This is a genomic window from Sphingobacterium sp. CZ-2 (genome assembly GCF_004526235.1).
Classification (GTDB): Bacteria; Bacteroidota; Bacteroidia; order Sphingobacteriales; family Sphingobacteriaceae; genus Sphingobacterium; species Sphingobacterium tenebrionis.
Genome location: NZ_CP038159.1, coordinates 297,871 through 319,533 on the forward strand (window position 1 = coordinate 297,871; position 21,663 = coordinate 319,533).

The 21,663-nt window shown below is 42.6% G+C and carries 17 protein-coding genes and 2 tRNA genes; 17 read left to right on the plus strand and 2 right to left on the minus strand.

All coding sequences use genetic code 11. From position 1 onward, the window contains the following. The first annotated feature begins 2 nt into the window (after window positions 1–2). The 13 genes from E3D81_RS01325 (at window position 3) to E3D81_RS01380 (ending at window position 16,436) form a co-directional block, all read left to right on the plus strand. Window positions 3–1,805 (plus strand): RagB/SusD family nutrient uptake outer membrane protein, encoded by a 1,803-nt coding sequence (locus E3D81_RS01325; RefSeq protein WP_099366738.1) that lies wholly within the window; start codon window positions 3–5, stop codon window positions 1,803–1,805. A gap of 25 nt (window positions 1,806–1,830) precedes the next feature. Then, window positions 1,831–3,255 (plus strand): DUF4623 domain-containing protein, encoded by a 1,425-nt coding sequence (locus E3D81_RS01330; protein WP_209023092.1) that lies wholly within the window; start codon window positions 1,831–1,833, stop codon window positions 3,253–3,255. A gap of 104 nt (window positions 3,256–3,359) precedes the next feature. Next, window positions 3,360–4,811, plus strand: coding sequence for a glycoside hydrolase family 10 protein (locus E3D81_RS01335; RefSeq protein WP_245153261.1), 1,452 nt, complete (start codon window positions 3,360–3,362; stop codon window positions 4,809–4,811). Window positions 4,812–4,813: 2 nt separating this feature from the next. Beyond that, on the plus strand, window positions 4,814–6,661 hold the full coding sequence (locus E3D81_RS01340) for a PQQ-binding-like beta-propeller repeat protein (RefSeq protein WP_099366737.1): 1,848 nt from the start codon (window positions 4,814–4,816) through the stop codon (window positions 6,659–6,661). Window positions 6,662–6,703: 42 nt separating this feature from the next. Continuing rightward, window positions 6,704–8,527 carry a glycoside hydrolase family 9 protein gene (locus E3D81_RS01345; RefSeq protein WP_245153262.1) on the plus strand — a complete coding sequence of 608 codons (1,824 nt, stop codon included), beginning with the start codon at window positions 6,704–6,706 and terminating at the stop codon, window positions 8,525–8,527. A 65-nt stretch (window positions 8,528–8,592) separates the two neighbouring features. Then, a complete protein-coding gene (locus tag E3D81_RS17435; protein ID WP_245153263.1) occupies window positions 8,593–9,186 on the plus strand; it encodes a polysaccharide deacetylase family protein in 594 nt (197 codons plus the stop codon). 85 nt (window positions 9,187–9,271) lie between these two features. After that, entirely contained in the window at window positions 9,272–10,090 is an 819-nt protein-coding gene (murQ, locus tag E3D81_RS01350) for an N-acetylmuramic acid 6-phosphate etherase (RefSeq protein ID WP_099366744.1), read from the plus strand. Window positions 10,091–10,099: 9 nt separating this feature from the next. Continuing rightward, entirely contained in the window at window positions 10,100–11,611 is a 1,512-nt protein-coding gene (locus E3D81_RS01355) for a sodium:solute symporter (RefSeq protein ID WP_099366736.1), read from the plus strand. A gap of 67 nt (window positions 11,612–11,678) precedes the next feature. Further along, window positions 11,679–12,494 carry a purine-nucleoside phosphorylase gene (locus E3D81_RS01360; protein ID WP_134776144.1) on the plus strand — a complete coding sequence of 272 codons (816 nt, stop codon included), beginning with the start codon at window positions 11,679–11,681 and terminating at the stop codon, window positions 12,492–12,494. Between the two features lie 53 nt (window positions 12,495–12,547). Next, window positions 12,548–14,536: a putative porin gene (locus tag E3D81_RS01365; RefSeq protein ID WP_134776145.1), complete on the plus strand. Its 1,989-nt coding sequence runs from the start codon at window positions 12,548–12,550 to the stop codon at window positions 14,534–14,536. 441 nt (window positions 14,537–14,977) lie between these two features. Beyond that, window positions 14,978–15,055 (plus strand) — tRNA-Val (locus tag E3D81_RS01370). Window positions 15,056–15,099: 44 nt separating this feature from the next. Further along, a tRNA-Val gene (locus E3D81_RS01375) sits at window positions 15,100–15,174 on the plus strand. Between the two features lie 314 nt (window positions 15,175–15,488). After that, window positions 15,489–16,436: an IS110 family transposase gene (locus E3D81_RS01380; protein ID WP_134776146.1), complete on the plus strand. Its 948-nt coding sequence runs from the start codon at window positions 15,489–15,491 to the stop codon at window positions 16,434–16,436. Window positions 16,437–16,898: 462 nt separating this feature from the next. Here E3D81_RS01380 and E3D81_RS01385 read toward each other — a convergent pair whose 3' ends face one another. Next, window positions 16,899–17,591, minus strand: a complete 693-nt coding sequence (locus E3D81_RS01385) for a DUF1080 domain-containing protein (RefSeq protein ID WP_134776147.1) — start codon at window positions 17,589–17,591, stop codon at window positions 16,899–16,901. A 78-nt stretch (window positions 17,592–17,669) separates the two neighbouring features. Next, a complete protein-coding gene (locus tag E3D81_RS01390) occupies window positions 17,670–18,191 on the minus strand; it encodes an NADPH-dependent FMN reductase (RefSeq protein ID WP_134776148.1) in 522 nt (173 codons plus the stop codon). A gap of 216 nt (window positions 18,192–18,407) precedes the next feature. Here E3D81_RS01390 and E3D81_RS01395 point away from each other — a divergent pair, with 216 nt between their 5' ends. The 4 genes from E3D81_RS01395 to dapB are packed head-to-tail and all read left to right on the plus strand — an operon-like array spanning window position 18,408 to window position 21,660. Next, window positions 18,408–19,205 carry a ParA family protein gene (locus tag E3D81_RS01395; protein WP_099366731.1) on the plus strand — a complete coding sequence of 266 codons (798 nt, stop codon included), beginning with the start codon at window positions 18,408–18,410 and terminating at the stop codon, window positions 19,203–19,205. Window position 19,206: 1 nt separating this feature from the next. After that, window positions 19,207–20,127, plus strand: coding sequence for a ParB/RepB/Spo0J family partition protein (locus E3D81_RS01400; protein ID WP_099366730.1), 921 nt, complete (start codon window positions 19,207–19,209; stop codon window positions 20,125–20,127). Beyond that, the gene (locus tag E3D81_RS01405; RefSeq protein ID WP_134776149.1) at window positions 20,127–20,897 is read left to right on the plus strand and encodes a DUF5683 domain-containing protein; all 771 of its coding nucleotides are present in this window, start codon (window positions 20,127–20,129) and stop codon (window positions 20,895–20,897) included. The genes E3D81_RS01400 and E3D81_RS01405 overlap by 1 nt, the downstream gene beginning before the upstream one ends. 19 nt (window positions 20,898–20,916) lie before the next feature. Next, entirely contained in the window at window positions 20,917–21,660 is a 744-nt protein-coding gene (dapB, locus tag E3D81_RS01410; RefSeq protein ID WP_134776150.1) for a 4-hydroxy-tetrahydrodipicolinate reductase, read from the plus strand. The last annotated feature ends 3 nt before the right edge of the window (window positions 21,661–21,663 follow it).

The following is a 21,663-nucleotide window of genomic DNA, read 5'->3' on the forward strand; positions in this document are numbered from 1 at the left end:
TTATGAAAATTAAATATAGTTTATTCGTTGCGGCAGCTTTATTTTTCACCAGTTGTGAGAAATTCTTAGACAGACCACAGCTTACGCAGGCAAATGACGAAACTGCATGGACAACAGAAGATAATGTACGTCTATATGCCAGACAATATTATACCACCTTTTTCCCAGGTTATGGATTAGGTTTTAGTACAGATGGAGCACTTTTAGCGTCCTATACCTTTAGTGACGATGTGCTTTACCAAGGCAACCAATCTCAATTCACTAGATCGGTGCCGGTAAGTGCAATCTGGAGCTATACCACGGTTCGTTCATTGAACATTATGATCGACCGGATTCAGACTAGAATGCAAGATGTTCTTGCACCAGAAGCTTTTAACCACTGGATCGGTATTGGTCGCTTCTTTAGAGCAATGCGTTATTGGGATTTGGTTTATGCTTATGGCGATGTTCCATATTACGATAGACCTATAGATGACACCGAACTTGATGAGCTTTATAAGAAAAGAACACCAAGGAATGAAGTGATGGATGCTGTTTATGAGGACATGAAATTTGCAATGGAAAATATTCGTGCAAATGATGGTGCTCAAACAGTAAATAAATTTATCGCGGCAGGTTTTATTTCTAAGATCGCCATGTCGGAAGGTTCTTGGCAGAAATATTATTATAAGAATGATGAAAGAGCTAAGAAATTCTTTGAATTGGCGGTTGAGGCTGGAGAAATGGTGAAAAGTAGCGGAAGATATGATATCGTTACGGATTACAGATCTCAATTCACATCCGATAATTTAGCCGGAAATAAAGATATGGTCCTTTATAGACAATATGATGCGGCTTTAGCGATTAGACATTCCATCTTATCCATTCATAACTTATCGGATAATGTTACTTATGGTCCTACAGCAGACCTATTGAAATCGTATATCTGTACAGATGGTAAAGTTTGGCAAAATTCAGATTCTACAAAAGCTTCTGATTTCACCAATGTGGAAATGGTTAAAAACAGAGATTCGCGTTTTGAAGCTACTTTCCATACGAATCCTACACCTAAGAACCGTGCATCATTTATGTACATTACTAAGTTCTTACCAAGGGATGTGGAAGCTCGCGTTGCAGCAGGAGGTTCTCCAGGTACCGAGTTTTCGGGTGCAAATAATGTAACGGATGCTCCGGTATTGAGATATGCAGAGGTGCTATTGAACTGGATCGAATCTAAGGCTGAATTGGCTACCCTTGGTGGTCCAGCAGTTACCCAAGCAGATATCGATGCTTCGATCAATAAAATCAGAAATAGACCAATCGCAGCAGATGCTGCTGCAAAAGGCGTGAAGAAAACAGCGGCAATGAACATCGGGGCATTACCTTCAGATCCTGATCGTGATGTAACGGTAAGTCCTTTGTTATGGGAAATCCGTAGAGAGCGTCGTATGGAGATGACTTTTGAGGATTCTCGTTTAGCCGATCTGAGAAGATGGTCGAAATTGCAATACATGGATACGGAACAAAATCCAGATCTTTTAGCAGGAGGATGGGTTAACTTCCCAACAGAAGCTCCTGGAGAATTGAAAGCTACTGTTTCTGTCGTGAAATTGAACGGCCAAATAGAGGTTTATAATCCAAGTGACCCTACTAGTAAAGACAAAATGAAAGGTTTTTACAGATATACACTGAACAAGGACCGTTTACCTTTCTACAACCAAACGAATATCAATCCTTACTTATCTCCAATAGGCTCTAATCAGATCAATGAATATGAGGCGGCAGGTTATACGTTGGATCAAACAGAAGGTTGGCCTCAGAACTAATTATGAATCTTAATTGATGATCAAGATGAAAATGAATTTTAATCAAACAATAGGAGGTATACTACTGGCTTTTGTAAGTTTTGTAGGATTTACTTCTTGTTCGGAGGATTTCCCAAAAAATATGGAATCCGATAAATATACCGATCTTAAATCCATTAAGATCGTTAATGCTGGACCGCTAGGAAACGAAGTTTTGGAAGGATCCATTGATGAAAAAACCAAAACGATTACCTTTCCAAGGTTGGATACCTTAACCGACTTTTCAGGTGTAATCTTTCAAGCAGAAACTTCTGAAGGTGCCAAACTGGAAAAAGATACCATTGCCATTCCTTTTCAAAGTGGGGATGCTTCTAAGGATATCTTTCTAAAAGTGGTTAACTCTCCTCGTTTTAAGGAATATAAAGCAGTAATCCGTTTCGATGTTCCTGTTTTTGGAGCAGACTTCGGAAAACCTACAGTATATGATTACTCTTCAAATCCAGTTGGAAATGCCGCATACACGGCATTCTCAGGTGGATTGGTCCGTGGAACGGGATTCGATGGAAAACATGTATTAATAATCTCTAGAGGAACCCCTGGAGTTCATTTATTAAATGTGGAAGATTTGAAAAACAATCAAATCAAACCGATCCAGGTAAACACTACGGGTGTAACAGGTGGTACTTTCCCAGTTAATATGGGAGCCCAAGTGAATGGTCGTACCTATGTGGCTAGTTTATCTACCTCTGGAGCATCACCTTTGAAACTGTATCTGTGGGAAGATCCTGCAGCAGCTCCTCAGGTAATTGCTAATATCAATGTTGGATCAATTGCTGGATCTGGTGCTCGTCATGGAGATAACTTCTCTATCGGATTAGATGCAAGCGGTAATGGTTATGCCTTCTTTATTAGTGGCGGAACCCAGGTGATGCGTTTGAAAATTGAGAACTATAAGAATGTAACCGAAACGGTAGCATTTAATACGGTTGCTACGTACGGCCAATGGTCTTATTATAACCGTATTGGAAATTCAGAGAACTTCTTTGTTACTGGACATGATAAAGTGATCGCTGTTGCCAATAATGGAGGTGGAGTAAGCTATTCTATGGGAGCTAGCTCAATTCCGGTACACTCCGGTGACCCTCGTGTTATTGAATTCAACGGCGAACGCTATTTATTGGTTGTTACTGTTCCACGTGGTGGTGCAGCTGTTGATGCCGTAATGCGTGTTTACAACATTACGAGAGGCGCTAGCATCGTTGATGCATTAACTGCATTCGAGCAAGGAGATAAAAAACCGGTATATGAGTTTGGTATCTCAGGAAATGCCAATACAGCTCCTGGTACACAATCTGGTTACCATATTGTGAAAAATGCCGAAGGAAAAGATGAAAAATTAATGATCTATGGGGCAACCTCTGATGCTGGTTTTACCATCGTGGAATTCCCTATTAATGTACTAGAGGATTAACTTTAAGTCTTATATATGGTGAAAGGGCATCTGTTATGCAAATTTAGTTCTACTATTTGAGCAGGATGTCCTTTCATCTTTTTATTGAACCTTTTACTTTTATTATGATGAAAAAACTCTCTTTATACCTTTGCCTTTTCCTATCATGGACTTTGTTGTTAGTAAGTTGTAGTAAGGACTCTGACCCTGTTACACCAAATCCTGAACCTGAACCAGAACCTCCAGTTAGCACCCTGAAATTTCCCGGAAAGGAAATGCGAGCAGCTTGGGTAGCTACCGTATGGGAATTGGATTGGCCAGGAATCCGCGGTGAAGCTGTACAGAAGCAAAAATATATCGAGCAGTTGAATAAAATAAAAGAATTGAAATTCAACGCGGTTGTCTTTCAAGTAAAAGGCATGGGAGATGCCTTCTACAATTCTCCTTATGAACCATGGTCTGCTGCTATCTCCGGTACCAGAGGCGTAGATCCAGGTTATGATGTGTTGAAATTCTTAATCGATGAAACACATGCCCGCGGAATGGAATTCCATGCATGGATCAACCCATACCGTATTTCTACACGTGCTTCAAGCGCTACAGCTTTCCCTGCACTACATGCATCCATCGATGCATCTTGGGTAAAAGATTACGAAACTATCCGTATCTATAATCCAGCAGTCCCTGAAGTAAGACAGCGACTAAACGATATCGTCAAGGATCTCATCACCAAATTCAATGTGGATGGTATTCATTTCGATGATTATTTCTATCCGGAAGGACAGAACCATAATGATGACGCCGAGTATACCAAATATGGAGCCGGCTATTCATCCAAAGAAAATTTCCGTAGAGGAAATGTAGATAAAGCTATTGAAGGAGTTTATAATACCATCAAAGCAACCAAACCAGCAGTGGTATTTTCCGTATCACCTGCTCCTAACAAAGACAATAACTACAATGTGTTATTTGCGGATATTGCAAAATGGACATCCTCAGGTTGGGTGGACATTGTAATGCCTCAATTATACCAAGAAATTGGAAATCAATATAATCCTTTCGAACGTAATCTAGCCACTTGGGTTCAATTCCGTGGTCAAGCTAAGGTAGTGGTTGGACATGCGGCCTACAAATTCGGTGATCCAGCAATGGGAACCGCTTTCCAAAGTCCCGATGAGTTGCAAAGACAGTTTAATCTGACTAGAAACAACGACCGGGTATTCGGTAGTGTCATGTACAGCATGAAGAGTATCATGACAAATAAGGTTGGAATTACCGATAAGATCAAGGAACTTTATGCTAAAGATGTACTAATGCCATTCTTTGGACGAGAAGTAGCCGCAAAACCTACTACCCCAACCAATGTAAAAATCACAGGTTCTGAAATAACTTGGACTGCAGCTGCAAACAATACCCGATCAGCAGTTTATTATTTCTCGAGCAAAACTGCGACAGGCGAGCTGGTAGGAGTGACCACTGAAAATAAAATGCAGATATCAAAATCAGGTTTCTATTGTGTAACCGGTTTAAATGTAGATAACCTAGAAAGTAAAGAATCCGAGTTATTACAAAAATAAAAATGAGGAAATCCATCATTAAGTCGGCTTTTTGTGCATTGTTTTTATGCTGCACATCGGCGTTAACCGCTCAAACCTTCAAGTTTGCACAGGTAACCGATACGCACGTGGGTGGATCTACGGGAGCAGATGATCTTCGTAGAACCGTTGCTGATCTTAACCAGCAAAAGGACATCGACTTCGTCATCCTTTCTGGAGATGTCACGGAATTCGGTTCTGATGAGGAATTAGCGTTGGCCAAAAGAATTTTGGATAGCCTCCGATTGCCCCTGTATGTCGTTCCGGGGAACCACGACAGCAACTGGTCCGAAAGTGGCGCCAATAGCTTCCGCAAAGTATTTGGCGGAGAAATGTTCTTCTTCGAACATAAAGGATTTCAGTTCATCGGAACCACTTCGGGACCAAATATGCGGATGAGCCCTGGGCAAATCCCCCGTGAAAACCTCGTTTGGATGGATTCGGTTTTCAAAGCAAATCCCGATGCCTCCAAACCCCTTATCGCAACCAACCATTACCCACTAGATTCTTCACTGAACAACTGGTATGAAGCCATCGATCGCCTAAAAACGCGAAATGTGCAATTGGCAACCTGCGGACATGGGCATATCAATAAATTGTACGATTGGGAAGGGATTCCAGGTGTGATGGTACGATCCAATCTGCGCGCTAAAGATGCGGTAGGTGGATACAATATCCTCACCATCAGCAAGGATTCTGTGTTCTTTCAGGTTCGTAAGCCTTTGCTCCAAACCATGGATTATTGGCTAAAACTGCCTTTAAAGCAACTAACAGCAACAAACAATCAACAAATAAAAAGACCCGATTACTCCGTCAATAAAACTTCGAAAGCCCGACTCGTTTGGGAATATGAGGACCATGGGGATATCGGTGCCGGCATCAGTGCAGATAAAAAGCATTTATTTACGGCCAACACCGTTGGCGAAGTGTATGCCCTGAACCTTAAAACCGGTAAAAAAGCTTGGACCTATAAAACCGGCGGAAAAGTCTATTCTACGCCTATGGTGCATCAAGGGGTAGTTGTGGTAGGATCTTCCGACCACTATATCTATGGCCTCGATGCGAAGACTGGTCAACTAAAATGGAAGATCGAAGCGGCAAAAGCTGTACTTGGATCTCCTGCAGTTGCCAATGGCAAAGCCTTCATTGGGGGTTCTGAGGGTGTTTTCTGGGCGATTGATGTCAAGACCGGAAAGGTCATTTGGTCTTTCAGTCCGGTAAAAGGATATGTATCCAGCCAACCAACCCTGGCCGATGGAAAGGTGATTTTTGGTAGTTGGAGCAATGGCTTTTATTGCCTGAACCAACAAACAGGTAAATTGGAATGGGAGTGGAGCAACGGGCATCAGAACCGCATGTTCTCTGCCGCAGCAGTTTATCCCGTTGTGGCCAAAAACCGCGTATTCATCGTAGCACCTGATCGGTATATGACGGCCATCGATCTCCAGACCGGAAAAACGATCTGGCGGGAGAAAAAGGATGATTATCGCGTAAGGGAATCCCTAGGTTTATCGGCAGATCATCAGATGGTCTATGCAAAAACCATGGATGGCGAATTGATCGGAGTTCCGGTTAATTCCGAGAATATGGATATCACCTGGAAAGCCAAAGTAAGGCTGCCTTACGAATTGGCCCCAACGGCTATCTATTCGGATAAGAAATTAACATTTATGCCATCCGATAAAGGATTGATGACAGCAGTGTTGTCCAAATCTGGGGAAACGGCATGGCAATATAAAGTCTCCAATGGCATGATCAACCCGCCATTGGTCCTAAAAAATAAAATTGTATTTAGCAGCATGGATGGCAAGATTGTCATGCTATCCTATTGATAACATTGTTTTCATGTTCAACATGAAATAATCGGTTAACCTATGAATAAACCTACATGCTTTATACTTTTCTGTCTATTACTGCTTTCAGCGTTTTCCCTTCATGGGTTTGCGCCGGAACAGTCATGGATCAGGGTGAACCAATTGGGCTACCTTCCACAACAGAAAAAGGTGGCGGTTTGGGTTTCCAAAGCAAACAGCGAAGTCAAACGGTTCCAACTGATCAATTCCGATAGCCAGAAAGTGGTTTATACCAACAAAGCAGGTAAAGCATTTGGAAAATATGGTCCATTTCAGAAGGGATATCGATTAGACTTTTCTGCATTTAAGGGAAATGGAACATTCTATATCCTAAGCGATGATGGAACAAAATCTCCAGCATTTAAGATCAATGAGCAGGTGTATGAGGGTACTGCCGATTTTGCATTAAGATATATGCGGCAGCAAAGGACCCTGTTCAATCCCTTCTTAAAAGACAGCTGTCATACCCATGATGGGTTTACCATGTATGCCAGTTCGGTAGGAATGCCAGATAGTACCCGCGTCGATGTGGGAGGGGGATGGCATGATGCTTCCGATTACCTGCAATATGCTACTACCTCTGCGAATGCCACTTACCATCTCTTAGCGGCATACCGTGATTTTCCGCAGGTGTTTGGCGATCAAAAGCAAGCCAATGGCCTAGATGGGAAAAACGGCATTGCCGATGTGCTGGATGAAGCAAAATGGGGACTGGATTGGTTGCTCAAAATGCATCCAAAACCTAACATCATGTTCAACCAGATCGCCGATGATCGCGATCACATCAAACTGCGCATGCCCGGACAGGATTCTATCTATGGCCGTGGCCATGAAAGACCGGTTTATTTTATTGATGGTCTACCACAACAGCGGGGTAAATTTCTCAACAATACCACCGGTACCAGTTCAACAGCGGCAAAGTTTGTTTCCGCTTTTGGCTTGGGTCACCAACTCTACCAACAAAAAGACCAGGCTTTTGCACAGACACTAAAAGAAAAAGCACTTACAGCCTACCAATATGCCCATATCAAACCCGGTGTAACCCAGACCGTATCCGTGAAATCGCCCTATATCTATGCCGAGGACAATTGGGTTGATGATATGGAATTAGCGGAAGCCAGTATGTTCGGAATTACCCAGGATCAACAGCATTTGAACAAGGCATTGAACTATGCCCGCCAAGAGAACATTACGCCTTGGATGATCCGTGATACGGCCAATCATTACCAATATTATCCCTTTATCAATCTTGGCCATTATGAACTGGCAAAACAAGGAGATAGATCCAGCAAGAAAGAAGTGCTAACCTATTATAAAAAAGGAATCGAACAGGTGTGGGATAGGGCACAAGAGAATATGTTCTACCGCGGGGTTCCATTCATCTGGTGCAGCAACAACCTCACCACCTCCTTTGCTATCCAATGCCATTGGTACCAAGAACAGAGTGGCGATAAATCTTTTGAGGAATTGGAACAGGCAAATATAGATTGGTTGTTTGGCGTAAATCCTTGGGGCACAAGTATGGTTTATGGCCTGCCGGCCGATGGCGACACACCAATTGACCCACATTCAGCGTTTACCTATTTACACGGTTACCCCATTGATGGTGGTCTGGTGGACGGACCGGTCTATTCCAGTATTTACCAAAACCTGATAGGCATCAAATTGATAAACCCTGATGAATACGCGGATTTCCAGAGCGATCTGGTGGTTTATCATGACGATTTTGGGGATTACAGCACCAATGAACCGACCATGGATGGTACGGCATCGTTGATTTACCTCTTGTCTGCCAAAGAGAGTGAATCAAAAAAAAAAGAGCAATTGATACCCACGGGGCAATAATCCGTGGGGATGAACATAAAAAGCAGATCAGTCTGATCTTTACCGGAGATGAGTTTCGGGAAGGATTGGGCACTATCCGGAAAGCCCTGAACAAAAACAACATCAAGGGAAGTTTTTTTGTGACCGGGAGATTCCTGGAAGATAGGAAATCTGCGAACCTGTTGAAGAACATGTATAAAGAAGGGCATGAGGTTGGTCCACATTCAGACCAGCACCTATTATATGCTCCTTGGGAAAAAAGAGATAGTCTACTTGTTACAAAAGAAGTTTTTAACAAAGATTTAACTGAAAACATTTCCAAACTTCATGCACTAGGTATTCAAAACATTGATAAATTTGTGGCGCCCTTTGAATGGTACAATAAAACCATTACAGAATGGGCCAAAGATGTTAACCTAGTTTTATACAATTTCACACCAGGATTACGAACTGCTGCTGATTATACCTTCCCAGCAATGGGAAATAAGTATATGAGTTCAGAAGCAATTTTGGAGCAACTGTACAAACATGAAAGTCAGTTCGGATTAAATGGTTTTATTATTATTATCCATATCGGGTCTGACCCGAACAGAACGGATAAATTTTTTAATCAGTTGGAAAAATTGATTAAAGGACTGAAAGATAAAAATTATAAATTCGTGCCGCTAAACGAAATATAAATTTAGCATGCGGGTTTTTGCGTTTTTTATTAAAAAGTCGCATATTTACGGAAAGTTATTGAAAGTATTGCACATGCAGAAGGCTATGATCAACACAACGGAGAAGGATTCGAATTATCAAGACCTAGACAAAATGTCGGTCAACGAGATCCTAAGTAACATTAATCAAGAAGATAAGACCGTTCCGTTGGCGGTAGAGAAAGTTATTCCTCAAATCGAGGCATTGGTAAAAGTTATTGTTTCACGGATGAAAAAAGGTGGACGATTATTTTATATCGGTGCTGGGACGAGTGGTCGGTTAGGTATTTTGGATGCATCTGAATGTCCGCCAACCTATGGCGTTCCTTTCGACTGGGTAATTGGTTTAATTGCTGGAGGGGATTCTGCAATCCGTAAAGCAGTAGAGTTTGCGGAAGACGATATGAACCAAGCTTGGATAGACCTGGAGGAATATGCGATCAACCCGAATGATGTGGTGATCGGTATTGCTGCTTCTGGTACGACTCCATATGTGATCGGTGGGCTTGAAACAGCGAATGCCAAAGGCATTGCAACAGGCTGTATCGTGTGTAATGGCAATTCACCTATTGCTGCTCGTGCGCAATATCCAGTGGAAGTGATCGTAGGACCTGAGTTTGTTACTGGTTCCACGCGGATGAAAGCGGGTACTGCACAAAAATTGGTATTGAACATGATCAGTACCGCTGTAATGATTCAATTAGGCCGCGTAAAGGGCAATAAGATGGTGGATATGCAATTGTCAAACCATAAATTGGTCGGTAGAGGCGTTCGTATGGTGATGGCCGAAACCGGAACGGATGAGGAAACAGCATCTGCATTGATCGAAGAATTCGGAAATGTCCGTAAAGCGATCGATAACTACAATCTGAAAAACAAACAGTAAACACCCAATATGTCACCTAGTATTTTATTAACCTTCCTGGTCGTGTACTTCGGAATTCTCTTGGCGGTATCTTATTTTACCTCCAAGGGTTCTGCCGATAACTCTACCTTTTTCGTTGCCAACCGCAATGCCAAATGGTATATGGTTGCCTTCGGGATGATCGGTACGGCCCTATCAGGAGTAACCTTTATCTCCGTTCCTGGAGATGTAGGAAATACCCCTGGTGGAATGACCGATCCCAATAACTTCAGTTATTTCCAGTTCGTACTCGGAAATGCCATCGGTTTTGTCATCATTGCCTATGTCCTGTTGCCCTTGTATTATCGGATGAACCTGACGTCCATCTATACCTATTTGGAGGAACGTTTAGGGCATAAATCCTATAAATCTGGCGCGATGATCTTCTTGATCTCCAGGACCATAGGATCCGCATTCCGTTTATACTTGGTAGCTATCGTATTACAGCGCTATATTTTTGATGCCTGGAATGTACCATTCTTCTTAACCGTTTCGGTGTGTTTGGTGCTGATCTGGCTCTATACCAATAAAGGTGGTCTTAAGACTATCATTATCACAGATACCTTACAGACGACATTCCTTCTTTTGGCGGTTATCCTTTCCATTTATTTCATGGCCGATGGTCTTGGATTGACCGTATTCGAAGCTTTCGAAAAAGTGAAGGAAAGTTCTTATTCCAAGATCTTTATCTGGGAAAACCTATTGGGAGATACCCGTAACTTCTGGAAACATATCATTGGCGGTATCTTCGTCACCATTGCGATGACGGGTCTCGATCAGGATTTGATGCAGAAGAACCTGAGTATGAAAACCATTGGCGAAGCGCAGAAAAACATGATGGTATTCACCAGTATTTTCGTGGTTATCAACCTGTTCTTCCTAGCCGTAGGTGCTTTGTTGTATTTCTATGCAGAAGCGAACGGCATCACCTTGGCCGAACTGGGTAAATCCGATTATTTATACCCTGAAATTGCCCTGCGTCATTTAACCTTATTGCCAGGGATCATCTTTATGATGGGTTTAACAGCAGCAACGTTTGCTACAACAGACTCCGCTTTAACTGCATTGACCACATCCTACTGTGTAGACTTCCTGAACTTCAACAAAAAGGAAAATCCGAATGATCCAAAATTGGTGAAACAACGTAATATGGTGCACCTGGCATTCTCCGTGGTTATGCTATTGGTAATCTTGTTGTTCCATTGGATCAACGATGAATCGGTGGTCTCTGCCATCTTCAAGATCGCAGGTTATACCTATGGTCCTTTATTGGGCTTATTCTCCTTCGGAATCCTGACCAAACGTCGTGTAAATGACAATTTGGTCCCTCTGATCTGTGTCTTATCACCTATTCTGATGTTCTTGTTGACAACCTATGTGTTGCCGCATACGAATTATAAGATCGGGTTTGAACTGATCGTATACAACGGACTGGTAACTTACCTTCTTTTATTGCTTACCTCCCCAGGTAAGGTAGAAGGCAAGATTGCAGGAAGCCGTTAGCCTTATTTGCTGATTTGTGTGTGCAAAAAAATAAATGTAAGTTTGATTATAAAGTTTTTTTGCACACATGTATCAACAGATTCAAGAATCCATACTAGCTATACGCCGCAAAATAGGCGAATTTAATCCCGAATTTGGTATCATCTTAGGCACTGGTCTAGGTAAATTGGTCAACGAGATCGACGTGGAGCATCAGATGATGTATTCCAATATCCCGAACTTCCCGATTTCAACGGTAGAATTCCATACCGGTAAATTGATCTTCGGAAAGCTCAATGGGAAAAATGTAGTGGCCATGCAAGGGCGTTTACATTACTATGAGGGATACAGTATGCAGGAGATCACTTTTCCTATTCGCGTGATGAAAGCATTGGGCATACAGAAACTGTTTGTATCCAATGCCTCCGGATCCCTAAATCCGGAGATCAAAAAGGGCGATATAGGCATCATTGAAGATCATATCAACCTCTTGCCTGATAATCCGTTACGGGGAAGGAACAATGAAGAGTTTGGCCCGCGTTTTCCGGATATGAGCCAACCCTATAATTTCGATATGTTGGAGCAAGGTCTTGAAATTGCCAATAAATTGCAGATTAAAGCCCATAAGGTGGTTTATGTCTCTGCGCCAGGTCCCAACTTGGAAACCCGTGCTGAGTACAGATATATGCGCATCATAGGCGGTGATATCGTTGGCATGAGTACCGTTCCGGAGGTTATCGTAGCCAACCATATGGGAATTCCGGTATTTGCTATTTCGGTGATTACAGATGAGGGATTCCACGAAAACCTACAACCTGTTTCTTTGGATGAAATCGTTGCAGTTGCGGCAGAAGCAGAACCAAAAATGACAAGTATATTAAAAGAATTAATCGCATTGCAATAATTCTGCTTTTTTGAACTATTTTTGCTGAATTAAATTTTTGTATCGGTCCTTACATGAGTATACTTAAGCGGTTATTGTTTGTATTAGTGTTGTTTAGCCTTACGCCTAAGCTTTATGCCCAGGTCGAGGATGAATTTAGTTCTGCCTTGGATTCCGCTAGGAACAAAGAAGACAATAAAAAGGACTCCGTCGTTTTTACGGCAAAATATGTAAGGTATACCAACCTGGCCACCTTGAAACGCCTGACCAGGACCTATGCGCTGGATACCTCCCATGTGAATTTCCAGTATTACAATAAACAGAATCTTCCTTGGAACCCAACCATTAACCTAGGTTCTTATGGTCTGGCATCTAGAGATCTACTCTTCAACCCCAATAAGTCGATTGGTTTTCAATCGGGTTACCATGCCTTGGAGCGCTATCTGTTAACTTCAGATTCTGTCCAGTATTTTAGGGCAAGGGCCAGATTCTCCGAATTATATGCAGTAGGTTTCTTTTTCGATGATCAGGTTTTCAAAGCTCGGTTGGCGCAGAATATCAATCCGCATCTGAATATTGGGGCAGAATACCATGCAACCAATACGGATGGCTATTATAACAACCAGGCCTATAGCGATCGGAAGGGAGCTGTTTTTGTCTGGTACGAATCGCCAAGTAAGCGGTATAACCTGGTTTCCAACTTAACTTTTAACACTTTGGATGCGACTGAAAATGGTTCCATCCTCAATGATACCGTATTTAGGGATACCTCTGATAATACTTCGCCTTCTCGTTATCCTGTGAAACTGAATGGAACGCAGGCGAATAGACCATTCAATAAATGGAAAGATATGGCCCTTTTCCTAAGGCAGTCCTATTATCTGGGCAGGATCGATACCGTGAATGGCAATGGTCCGGATGGAGAGATCCATCCAACCAATGTGGTGGCCCATAATTCCAGTATCCGTCAACAGAAATTTATCTTCTTTAAGAATCAGGCGGATTTGTATAATGCCTTTCCTTCCGATTCATTGGTGCGGGTAGATGATACGACCAAGATAACTAGTATTACCAACGATTTTACCTATTCTTTCTTCCTTCGAGGGAGGAATCTGAAGAATGAGGCGAAGGTGGAGCTGGGATTCCAGAACGACCTGATATGGTATACCGATTCGCTCATGAGTAATTTCTATCAGAATTCCATGGTGAAAGGCTCGATAGGGTATAAGTTCAGTGATAAGGTGGATCTTAATTTTGCGGCTAACCAGATCGTGTTGGGCCGTAATTTTGGGGATTTTCTATATGAAGCCTATGCCGATGTGCATTTGAGTGATGTGATCGGAAAATTGCGGATAGGGGCTTATTCGCAGAATAAATCGACGGAAATGATTTTCCAGAATGCCAATCTTTCTTATCATAATTGGCGGGAAGAGGATCTTAACCTGGATAAGATAAAAACACAGAACCTTTCCTTTTCCTATTCGAACTCAAAGATTGGATTTAGTGGAAAGGCGGAATATTTCCTGATCAATAATTACACGTATTTCCGGGAGTTGGAAAACCCTAGCAACGATATTCTTTTTGCTAGGCAGATTAAGCCTACCCAAGCTGGAAACTTAAACCTATTGAAACTGACCGTAGGGCAGAACTTTAAGTTCCGGAAGTTCCACTTGGATAATATGGTGGTTTATCAGAAATCGGATGCCATGGATGTGTTGGCAACGCCGGAGTTGTATACTTTCCATAGTCTGTACTATGCGAATATCCTGTATAATGTGATGGATTTTCGGATTGGTATGGATGTGAAGTTTAATACGCCATTTAAGACACCTTCCTATGCGATCAATGCGGGACAGTTTTATAATGATAATGTAGGGATCGAATTTTCGACCTATCCGATCGTTGATTTTTGGTTGACAGCGAATATTGATAGGGTAAATTTGTTCTTGAGTTATAATTTCGCGAATCAGCATATCTATCCGAATGGGTATTATACGGTTAGAAGATACCCGATGAACCCTGCTTTCTTGAGGTTCGGGGTTTCCTGGAAGTTTTATGACTAACACCCCCGTCATTGCGAGGAACGAAGCAATCTTTAGCCATGTCATGCTGAGCGAAGTCGAAGCATCTACAGGTGGTACCCGTACAGATCCTTCGACTACGCTCAGGATGACACCTCCTCCCATTTCGCGTAATAAATAATCTCAATGTCATATCACACAAAACCCTTCAAATTATTTATAATCATTCTAAATAAACCATATCTTTACCTCAGCAATTTGCACATAGTTTCAACTTACATAAGTCCTGTTTACCCGTGCTATTGATAGGGGCACGGGTAATGCAGGCACAAAAATCCCCCAAAATCCCCCATCCCCGTAAAAAAATCCAAAATTTATCTCTTTGTATTTGAATATATTGCCAAAAAAATCTCAAAATAAGATTCAAAATATTTTGTAAATCAGATTTTAGCCCTATATTTGCACACCGCAAGACGGAAAAAAGGAGGCTTAGCTCAGCTGGTTCAGAGCATCTGCCTTACAAGCAGAGGGTCACTGGTTCGAATCCAGTAGCCTCCACCAAAAACAGATTCCTTAACTGTTTCAAAATAAAAAAGGAAAAACAAGGAGGCTTAGCTCAGCTGGTTCAGAGCATCTGCCTTACAAGCAGAGGGTCACTGGTTCGAATCCAGTAGCCTCCACAGACGAAAGCTCATCGAAAGATGAGCTTTTTTTTATTGGACATTTTTTTTGCGCCCTTCCCCGTCATCGTAAGTTTGTAAGTAAGTTATAGGAATTAAAGAGACAGAATATAATTTTGTATTTCATTTAGGATACAGCGAGAGAGGGAGTAAGATTTTTAATCGTCATTGGTCCTTGAGAGACCCTTCGCAATGTTAATCCCCCTCTCTTATTCCTATCATAAACTTGGACAGTTCATTAGGCCAGGAGCCTGTTTTTACGATTGATAAGTTATGATAAGAGCTGCTGTAATCCACAAATATGATATACAAATATGGTAACAGGTATTGATTGTTCAAAGGATTATTTTGACATTTCTGTCCAATCGGGAGAGAAAGAGGTTTTCAAGGGTCGTTTCCGTAACGACCAAGCGGGTTTTGTGGAGGCCCTGGGCCACATGCACGGCAGCCATATAGCGATGGAGGCCACCGGTCCCTATTACTTCCGCCTGGCAAGGTTCCTCTGGGAAAGGGATGAACGTGTCTCGGTCATCAACCCCCTTGTCATCAGGCGTTTTTCCCAGATGACCCTGGCCAGGACCAAGACCGACAGGAAGGATGCCCAGCTCATCGCCAAGTTCACCAGCATGACGGAACCTGCCCAATGGAGGCTGCCGGAGGAACATGTGCTGAGGATCAGGAACCTGGAGGGCTATATCAAGGGACAGAAGGAATGCAGGAACCTTCTAGGGAACCAGCTCCATGCATATGAATATGCTGGGACACTGGACCCCTCGCTCAGGAAGACCATGGAGGAAGGGATCAAAGTTTTTGATGAGAACATCAATGAACATGAAAGACAGATCCAGCAGATCATCATGGAGAATTACGGGGAACTCAACGCGAACCTGCGGAGCATACCGGGAATAGGGCCACGCAGCGCAGCACTGCTTATCATCCTGACGGACGGTTTCAGTCGGTTCGAGGGGCACAGGCAGCTGATATCCTATTTCGGACTGGCGCCCAGGATATTCGAATCCGGTACCAGCGTAAAGGGAAAGGGGCATATCTGCAAGATGGGGATGGGCCAGGTCAGAAAGGTGCTGTACATGGCGGCAATATCCGCCATCAGGAGCAACACCGCCTGCAGTGAGCTTTATGGGAGGTTGATGGAAAAAGGAAAGCCATACAAGGTCGCAATCATAGCAGTGGTGAACAAACTGATCAAACAGGCATTCGCCATCGCAAAATCTGGAAAGGGCTACATCGCAAAAGCGGCCTAATCAGAATATTATTTGGAGAAAATTTAATTTATTATTTGGATATATACACAGTTCATTGCGAGGAGGCACGACGAAGTAATCTTTACACTAGTCGAAAGATTGCTTCGTCGTACCTCCTCGCAATGACGTGATTTTCCTCCTCGCAATGACGCGACTCTCGCGACTTTCGCAATGACGCGACTCACGCAATGCCGCGACTCACGCAATGACGCGATACGTTAAGCAACTAATTCTAACTTTTATTATCCAATTACTCTGGACGCATTCTATGCTGACTATTCAAAATATGTTTGTTTTAGGGTTAGAATCGTACTTTAAGTATGCTTAAACGCAGGTTAAAGTATGGAAAAAGTATACCGGACATACATTTTACATACTTTAGGTATACTTTCAGTATGCTATTACTCCGAACCTATCTAAAAAAACAAGCTGCATCTATAAAAACAGGCTGCATATAAACGACTATAATTCTTTTAACCTTAAATTCCGGAATCCTACGGAATCCGTATGGTTCTGGAAAGCGATTTTTCCCTTTCTGAACATCCCAAAGCTTGGGTAATTCTTCATGTTCGTCGTAGCGACCTTCGCTTTAAATTCCTCTGTAGTCACATTTTCTTGAAAGGTGATCTTATCGTTCAGCCAGAAAGTAACCTCCCCATCCTTCTGTCTGATCTTTGCCTTATTCCATTCTCCATATGGTTTCGGCTTGGAGTTACTGCCAATACATTCCACGGCATATAAACATCCTGCCCAATGGGTAGAATCCACTTGATGCCTAGGCTCGGCATTCTCATTATCCAGCAATTGCATTTCCAATCCCGTCGCAAAGGTAGCCGCAAAGCTTGAATCTTCCTTTACATTGATGAATACGCCTGAATTTCCTCCTTTTCCAACCTTCCACTCAAAATCCAGTTCAAAATTTTCATATTCCTTATCCGTGATCAGATCACCAAAAACACCTGTACCCTTAGGATCACAGATGATCTCTCCATTGACCACCTTCCATTTGGATGGTTCATTGCCCTGATTAAACACATGAAACCCGCTCAGGTCCTTCCCATTGAAGAAGCTGTTTTCCGATTGGGCATTTTGACCAGATTGGCATGCTGTAAAAACGGCCAAAACAAGTATTCCTAGTGATTGTAAAAGCTTCATAAACTTAGATTTTTTTAAACCATTTCAGGCTTAGTGTTTAATAACCCTAAAGGCTTACTGTTTAATAACCCTAAAGACTTAATATTTAACGATCTCATCCAGCTGTTCGTTGATGAACTTTAAGGTCAACGGGTCATGAAAATTCAATTGCTCATCCAATTCGGATTGTATATGAGGGATATGGATCTTCAGGGGCAATACATGCATGCGCAGGTAATTACAAACCCCTGTAAAATGATCAACGCCACGGATGTTTCCATATTTCCCGGAAGAAACCCCTACCAATACCGCTTTCTTATGGTAAAAACTGCTTGGAAAAGCGCAGGCATCAATGAATAATTTCAGCACGCCTGGGTAGCTTCCATTGTACTCAGGGATGATAAATATAAATTTATCCGCATTAAAAACCTGCTGCTGTATAGCTGCAAATTCCTCCGAACGTTTTCCGAAAAGATCCGTTTCCATGAGGTTGCTCGGTAGCTCTTCCATCGACAGAATTTGGAACTCTTCGCCGCGTTCTGCGAGTTCTTTTTGGTAAAATTTTGCCACCTTAAGGGAGTTGGCATGTTTTCTATTCGTTCCGGATATAATTAAATTCATTGTTTATATGTTACTTATAAAAAGCATGTTAGATAGATATCCTTACCTAAATCTATTTTTTGTATCTTAGCAACCTCAGCGTTATGTGCAGGATACTGTCCAAAAGTAGCAAATTTAACATCATTTAATTATCATATATCGATGCAGTATGTTATTTTGCAAGGGACGTCCGTATCGACGCTTCAAAATTAGTTTTCATAATCGAGGAATTACACAATGGGAAAAGTTATTGCCATAGCCAATCAAAAAGGGGGAGTAGGTAAAACGACAACTTCTATCAATCTTGCAGCAAGTTTAGCCGTTCTAGAATACAAGACGTTGCTAGTGGATGCAGATCCTCAGGCAAACTCTACTTCGGGGATTGGTTTTGATCCGCGTGGCATCAAAGCAAGCATCTACGAATGCTTGATCAATGACTTAGATCCAAAAGAAGCCGTTCAACATACCGACACGCCAAATCTGGACCTTCTTCCGGCGCATATCGACCTGGTCGGTGCGGAGATCGAAATGATCAACCTGGAAGAGCGGGAGTATAAGATGAAACGCGTGCTGGATAGCCTGAAAGATGAATACGATTTTATCATCATCGATTGTTCGCCATCTTTAGGTTTGATCACCATCAATGCCCTAACCGCTTCTGATTCGGTGATTATCCCTGTTCAATGTGAGTATTTCGCCTTGGAAGGTTTGGGTAAACTATTGAATACGATCAAAATCGTTCAGAACAGATTGAATACGGCGTTGGAGATCGAAGGAATTTTATTGACCATGTACGATGTGCGCCTGCGCCTATCCAACCAAGTGGTGGAAGAGGTAAGGACCCATTTCCATGATCTGGTATTCGATACGATCATACAGCGTAACACCCGATTGAGTGAAGCACCAAGCTTCGGTATTTCGGTGATCATGCACGATGCTTCCTGCAAAGGAGCGATCAACTACCTGAACCTTGCTCGGGAAATATTAGAGAAAAACGGATTATTAAAAGAAAATACGCAAACAGTAACAGCATAATATGGCAGCATTACAGCGGAAAACAGGATTGGGAAAAGGATTAGGCGCTTTATTGCAGCAAGATGATATCGGAATTGCAAAGAATACGCCTGCTGAAGTTCCTGTAGCGAAACCGTCTACCAGTCCGGCTGGTAGTATCAATTTTATCAAAGTAGACCAAATTTCCATCAACCCTTTTCAGCCACGTACTGACTTTGATGAGCAAGCACTGAGGGAATTGTCGGAATCCATAGAAGTTCAAGGGCTTATTCAGCCAATCACCGTACGCCAAGTAGCGAAAAACGAATACCAATTGATCAGTGGAGAGCGTAGATTACGTGCTTCCAAACTGGCCGGTATCACGGAGATCCCTGCTTACGTACGTACTGCCAATGACCAACAGATGTTGGAGATGGCCTTGATCGAAAATATACAACGTGAAAACCTGAATGCCATTGAGATTGCGTTGAGCTTTCAGCGTATGATCGAGGAATGCAGCCTTAAACAGGAAGAATTGGGTGACCGTGTTTCTAAAAACAGGTCAACAGTAACCAACTACCTGCGCCTGTTGAAATTACCTCCGGTGATTCAGGCAGCCATCCGCGACGGCGATCTGACGATGGGTCATGCCCGCGCATTGATCAATGTTGGCGAAGTGGACAAACAGCTGTATATCTTTAAAGAGATTGTAGAGAAAGGTCTTTCTGTACGTACCGCCGAACAATTGGTTCGTGAGGTGCAACAAGCCAAGGATAAAAAACAGAAGGGTAAGAAAGAAAAAGCATTGACATTCCAATACCAAAAAATTGAGGATGATCTGGCTTCCAAATTCGCTACCCGCGTAAAACTGAATGTGAAATCTACCAAAGGAAAAGGAGCCATTGAAATTCCTTTTGATTCCGAAGATGATTTAAGCCGTATTTTAGAATTACTTGATTGGTAATGCAAAGGATTATCTTGCTATTGGGATTGTTGTTGGCTATAAACCTGGTTTATGGACAGAATAGAGACAGCATTCCGCCAACCAAAAAGGTCGTTTTACAGGACAGCACGAAAAAGATCGATCCGCAGGACACGCTAAAATCCGTTGCCCAACAGGATACGACCAAAAAAGAAACCAGAGCGGAGCGGAAGGCACGAGAAAAGGCGGAAAAGGAACGCGCGAAATATTATTACAAGGATATTTTAAAGGATTCTGCCCGTTTGGAGATCGAACGCCTTACCCGTGTTGCCTGGAAGAGATCCATGATCCTTCCCGGCTGGGGACAATATACCAACCAAGGGTTATGGTGGGTCAAGGTCCCGGTGATCTATGGTGGTTTTGTAGCTTCCTATTTCGTGTTTGACTATTGGCAATGGTATTATAAGCTATTCTTGGATGAATTGCAGTACAGAGCTGATAGGGGTCAACCATCGGATGGGGTCTTGGGTATCGATAGCAACTGGGATGTAGCAGGTTTGGTCAAATTCAAGGACTATGGCCGCCGAAACCGAGACCTGACGGTATTGGTTACCTTGGGCTGGTACGGTTTGAATATCGTGGAAGCCTATGTGGATTCCATCCTTAAGAACCGTTGGAACGTGAGTGACGACCTTTCCTTTAAAATGTCACCAACCTTTATGCCGACCAATTCCTATGCCCTTGGCATGAATGGTTTTTCTGGAAAGAGCATGTTCGCTCCGGGTATCAAGATGACTTTTACGTTAAAATAAAATATTAACCAATTTAAATATGAAAATCGTTTTATTGGGTTATGGAAAAATGGGGCAGCTGATCGAACGCTTCGCGCTCAAAAGAGGCCATGAAGTCGTGTTGATCGTTGATGAGCAAAACCGGGATTCCATCGAGCTAGAGGATATTGAGGATGCTGATGTGGCTATTGATTTCAGTACCCCGCATGCGGCGCTGGATAACATCAGTTTATGCTTTGAAGCCAACCTTCCTATCGTTGTGGGGACAACGGGTTGGTATGAAAATTTAGAAGAAGTGAAACAAATTACACTTTCTAGCGACCAATCCCTATTATATGGTTCTAATTTTAGTATCGGGGTGAATGTTTTCTTCCATATCAATAAGATGTTGGCAAAAGCGATCAATCCATACAAACAATATGATGTTCAGGTAGAAGAGATCCACCACATCCATAAATTGGATGCGCCGAGCGGAACCGCTATCACCATTGCTGAGGGGATCCTTGGCGAAGTGGACCAGAAGAACACTTGGGTGAACTCTGTGGAAGGTTCTGGAGAGGAAGTGATCGCCAAGCCTGATGAGTTGCTGATCGAAAGCTTACGCATTGAAGAGGTTCCAGGAACGCATACCGTGTTGTATAGTTCGGAAGTGGATCAGATCGAGTTTAAACATACGGCACATAGCCGTGAAGGATTTGCCCTAGGTGCAGTGATTGCTGCCGAATGGCTACAAGGGAAAAAAGGGTTTTTCCAGGTTACAGAAATGTTTGATTTTAACAGTTAATAT

What these genes read in the sequence shown, in the direction of transcription:
- E3D81_RS01325 (WP_099366738.1), top strand. Translation starts at nt 3, where the DNA reads ATGAAAATTAAATATAGTTTATTCGTTGCGGCAGCTTTATTTTTCACC.
- E3D81_RS01330 (WP_209023092.1), top strand. Translation starts at nt 1,831, where the DNA reads ATGAAAATGAATTTTAATCAAACAATAGGAGGTATACTACTGGCTTTT.
- E3D81_RS01335 (WP_245153261.1), top strand. Translation starts at nt 3,360, where the DNA reads ATGATGAAAAAACTCTCTTTATACCTTTGCCTTTTCCTATCATGGACT.
- E3D81_RS01340 (WP_099366737.1), top strand. Translation starts at nt 4,814, where the DNA reads ATGAGGAAATCCATCATTAAGTCGGCTTTTTGTGCATTGTTTTTATGC.
- E3D81_RS01345 (WP_245153262.1), top strand. Translation starts at nt 6,704, where the DNA reads ATGAATAAACCTACATGCTTTATACTTTTCTGTCTATTACTGCTTTCA.
- murQ (WP_099366744.1), top strand. Translation starts at nt 9,272, where the DNA reads ATGATCAACACAACGGAGAAGGATTCGAATTATCAAGACCTAGACAAA.
- E3D81_RS01355 (WP_099366736.1), top strand. Translation starts at nt 10,100, where the DNA reads ATGTCACCTAGTATTTTATTAACCTTCCTGGTCGTGTACTTCGGAATT.
- E3D81_RS01360 (WP_134776144.1), top strand. Translation starts at nt 11,679, where the DNA reads ATGTATCAACAGATTCAAGAATCCATACTAGCTATACGCCGCAAAATA.
- E3D81_RS01365 (WP_134776145.1), top strand. Translation starts at nt 12,548, where the DNA reads ATGAGTATACTTAAGCGGTTATTGTTTGTATTAGTGTTGTTTAGCCTT.
- E3D81_RS01380 (WP_134776146.1), top strand. Translation starts at nt 15,489, where the DNA reads ATGGTAACAGGTATTGATTGTTCAAAGGATTATTTTGACATTTCTGTC.
- E3D81_RS01385 (WP_134776147.1), bottom strand. Translation starts at nt 17,591, where the DNA reads ATGAAGCTTTTACAATCACTAGGAATACTTGTTTTGGCCGTTTTTACA.
- E3D81_RS01390 (WP_134776148.1), bottom strand. Translation starts at nt 18,191, where the DNA reads ATGAATTTAATTATATCCGGAACGAATAGAAAACATGCCAACTCCCTT.
- E3D81_RS01395 (WP_099366731.1), top strand. Translation starts at nt 18,408, where the DNA reads ATGGGAAAAGTTATTGCCATAGCCAATCAAAAAGGGGGAGTAGGTAAA.
- E3D81_RS01400 (WP_099366730.1), top strand. Translation starts at nt 19,207, where the DNA reads ATGGCAGCATTACAGCGGAAAACAGGATTGGGAAAAGGATTAGGCGCT.
- E3D81_RS01405 (WP_134776149.1), top strand. Translation starts at nt 20,127, where the DNA reads ATGCAAAGGATTATCTTGCTATTGGGATTGTTGTTGGCTATAAACCTG.
- dapB (WP_134776150.1), top strand. Translation starts at nt 20,917, where the DNA reads ATGAAAATCGTTTTATTGGGTTATGGAAAAATGGGGCAGCTGATCGAA.